Annotated in this window: 4 protein-coding genes; all 4 read right to left on the bottom strand. The window is 37.7% G+C overall.

The window, feature by feature from the left end; all coding sequences use genetic code 11:
- Nucleotides 1-204, bottom strand: a 204-nt coding sequence (locus KKC91_09215) for a hypothetical protein (protein ID MBU0478731.1), incomplete at its 3' end; no start/stop codon positions are given.
- Nucleotides 152-694, bottom strand: a complete 543-nt coding sequence (locus KKC91_09210; GenBank protein ID MBU0478730.1) for a hypothetical protein — start codon at nt 692-694, stop codon at nt 152-154. The genes KKC91_09210 and KKC91_09215, both read right to left, overlap by 53 nt.
- Before the next feature lie 91 nt (nt 695-785).
- Complete coding sequence (locus KKC91_09205) at nt 786-1,364, bottom strand: hypothetical protein (GenBank protein MBU0478729.1); 579 nt, start codon at nt 1,362-1,364, stop codon at nt 786-788.
- Nucleotides 1,365-1,482: 118 nt separating this feature from the next.
- Complete coding sequence (locus KKC91_09200) at nt 1,483-3,135, bottom strand: hypothetical protein (protein MBU0478728.1); 1,653 nt, start codon at nt 3,133-3,135, stop codon at nt 1,483-1,485.
- Nucleotides 3,136-3,277: the final 142 nt, after the last annotated feature.

The raw sequence follows: 3,277 nt of genomic DNA, 5'->3' as shown, positions 1-3,277 counted from the left end.
CTGCTCTTGTGTCGGTGGGGGGAGAAGAATGACTTTTTCCTGCAAAGGGCCGTGCTTTAAAACTTTCTCTGCAATCATCTCTATCTGGACTTCAAGATCTTTCTTTTCTTTCCAGTCAGAGGCAAGCCATGAATACCATAACTCATCAGCCTTATTTCCAATTATAGGCTTCAGTTTCCTGCATATATCCTCTATGTTTATCATTTTCAATGTCCAGGAATGATTTGCTGCTGTTCGCGTTCCAGTAATCCTTTAATGCAGACAACAGATATTTTTTCAGAAACATCATGTCACGCCAGCAAGTCACGTATTCCTGCCTTTTTTCTTTTTCAAGATCAATCGACTGTGATTCAAGCTGTGTTTTTCTCCTGTTAAGGTTTGAGGTTAGACTTCCCTCATAATCTCTTGCAGTGACAGTTAGTATTTGCTCAAGATTTGAATGGGTGTCGCACAAGTCAGAGTCAATCCTGCTTGTTAATTCTGAATTCAGCTTTTTTCTTAAGAGGACTTCGTTCAAAAGAGCTTTTATAGTGGCTTTAGTAGTTTTGCTTTTGTCTAAAATTATTCTGTCAGGAAAATTGTCAGGGGTTTTATTATTTTCTTTTGAGACTATTTTCTCGAGGGTTTCTGAAAAACCTGTATTATAAAAATTGCATGGCTCTATAAGAGATTGGTTCCAGTAGCTGATTTCCATCGGGCTTTGTACTGATTTATGTTTGTAAATTGAATATTCCATTACTTTAGAGTAGTAGGCGATGGCTTAAAAAGTTTGTAAGCAGATTATATTAATGGGAATTAATAAATTCATTCAGAGCAAGAGCATTTTCTGTTAATTCATATTCGAGATAGTTATGTTTTTTCTTTATTGGAATCATAAGCTCTAATTTTCTTAACTGTCTTAATGCCCTGTAAATATCGCTTCTGTCAATCTCAATCATTCCGTTAATATCTTTCATTTTCTTTTTGAGGTTTTGCTGTGTTATAGCTATGCCGAGATTTCTTAAGCTGATTGCTGTGTGAAATATCTTTTTTATCTGCTTGCAGGTTTTGCAGTTTAATTTTCCGTATGCTTTCCAGTTTAATGCTGGCAGGGAATATGCTTTGAGATTATATCCCTCATGTTTCAAGATTTTCTCGACTAAGTCCTTGTTTATGGGATTTATGCAGAACACTTTTCCTATTTTTTCATCAGGAGTAAGGCATTTAACTATTTCTTGCTTCTGAAGTTTTTTCAGGATTAGGTTTGCATAATTTCCGGGAATTTTTGTAAGTCCCCTTAACTGCATAGGAGTTCTCGGTGTGATAATGAGATATTTTAGAATAATAACTACGCATGGCGCATAAAGCCAGTTCACCTCTTTCATTAAGGCGAAATGCAAAAAGCATTTAACTTATTTGTAAGCAAACTATGTTAATGGGGATAAAAAAGGGGATACAGGAAATAAAAACAATCCCATATCCCCGAGATTTCAACTAACAGTTTTATTTCTGATTCTCTTTTGCCATCCAGATTAAAGGTTTCAAGAATTTTCTCGTTGTATTTTTTAATAGAGGATGTTGTCTTATGAAGTCAGCTATCGGTGGAGAGATTTTATAATAAGTATTCACAAAGATTTTCCCGACAGGATTAGTGAGCAGGCATTCATCTCGAAATCTGCTTAAAACTCTAACTTCATATGCCATTGGCGTGCCATAACAGGCAGTTGCAATGAAACAACCACTTTTACCACCACCACCACTGCTACCACTGTCGTCGCCACCATCACCACAACTACCACAATCTCCCGGGCAAGAGGAGCAGGTTTCTCCTGCATCACAAACACCATTGCCACAAATAGGAGATGGGCATGTTCCGCAATCTCCGGGACAGGAAGAGCAGGTTTCTGTTCCGTTACAAGTACCATCACCGCAATATGGACTTGGATCAGGCTCTGCTTCTGTTGTGAATGACGTTTCATTTGACCACTCAGACCACGAATCATTATTGTCTTGATACCGCACATGCCAATAGTAAATATTATTGTAATCTAAGTTACCAGACGGCACAGTAATGGCTGTTTTATTTGTTGTATCAATTCCACTGTTCCACAAGGGGCTGCTATATGTGCCAGTTTCTGTTCTTATCTGCCATTGACTTGCCTGATGAGTATTGCCGATATTCTGATCCAAGAAACTTGAAGCTTGTAATGTTGGAGTTAAGGAAGTTCCACTCACTCCATCAGCAGGAGAAATATTTACTGGCACATCAGGAGAAACATTTTCATACCAGGCAGGTGTTATATCCTCTGCACTATTGTTGGTTAAATTAACCATATTACTGCCATTTGAATTCATAACGTAAATCTCAGAATTTCCACTGCTGTCCGATTCAAAAGCTATCTGGAAACCATCAGGAGACCAGTGAGCTCTTTGGCTGCATGCATTCAAATAAGTTAATCGAGTCTTGCCATCTCCATAACTACTATTCATAGTGTATATTTCTGAAGAACCTCCATGGGCATTAGATGAAAAAGCGATTTTAGTTCCGTCAGGAGAGAATCTGGGATAACCATTATCACCAGTATTTGTTAAATTGCGTTCTTCCTGATGTTCGTCATCAAGTATAGTTAGGAGACGGATGTTATAACTTGCCTCATCTGGAGGAAGACCGCCAGAAATATTGGAAGTAAAGGCGATTTTGTTTTCATAACAACTAGGATCTGCATCCTCAAATGGCCAATTAAAAGTTAGTCTTTCCTGATTACTTCCATCACTATTCATGGTATATACTTCATAAGTCCCGCTTCTATTGGAAGTAAAAGCAATCTGATTATCATACCAATCAGAAGCCCAGTCCTCTGCACTATCAGAAGTCAATCTTGTCTGGTTAGTCCCGTCGCTATTCATGACATATACTTCATAATTGCCATTTCCGTTGGATGTAAAAGTAATCTTGCTTCCATTAGGAGAAAAAACAGGCCATATATCATCTGTTGCATTATTAGTCAGTTTTGTTAAACCGGTTCCGTCATTGTTCATTATATAAATTTCATAATCCCCATCCCTGTTGGAAGAAAAAGCTATTTTGCTTTCTGCATTTCTGGCGAATACAGAAAGAATGAAGAGGCAAAGTGCAATACTTAACATTTTTTTCATGTTCCCCTCCTTTTTTATTTTCACCATTTACCTGCTTTCAATGGTTTTGGAACGTCAAGTCGCATGTTGAAATTACTTCCCTCATAAAGCCTGTTAAATTCAAGAAGACATCTTGGCGCGCAGAACCATAATCTTTTCTTTT

Source organism: bacterium (assembly GCA_018812485.1).
In the GTDB taxonomy this organism is placed as follows: domain Bacteria; phylum JAHJDO01; class JAHJDO01; order JAHJDO01; family JAHJDO01; genus JAHJDO01.
Note: the sequence above shows the minus strand (reverse complement) of the source record. Positions and strands in the feature narration are given on the sequence as shown.

What these genes read in the sequence shown, in the direction of transcription:
- KKC91_09200 (MBU0478728.1), bottom strand. Translation starts at nt 3,135, where the DNA reads ATGAAAAAAATGTTAAGTATTGCACTTTGCCTCTTCATTCTTTCTGTA.
- KKC91_09205 (MBU0478729.1), bottom strand. Translation starts at nt 1,364, where the DNA reads ATGAAAGAGGTGAACTGGCTTTATGCGCCATGCGTAGTTATTATTCTA.
- KKC91_09210 (MBU0478730.1), bottom strand. Translation starts at nt 694, where the DNA reads ATGGAAATCAGCTACTGGAACCAATCTCTTATAGAGCCATGCAATTTT.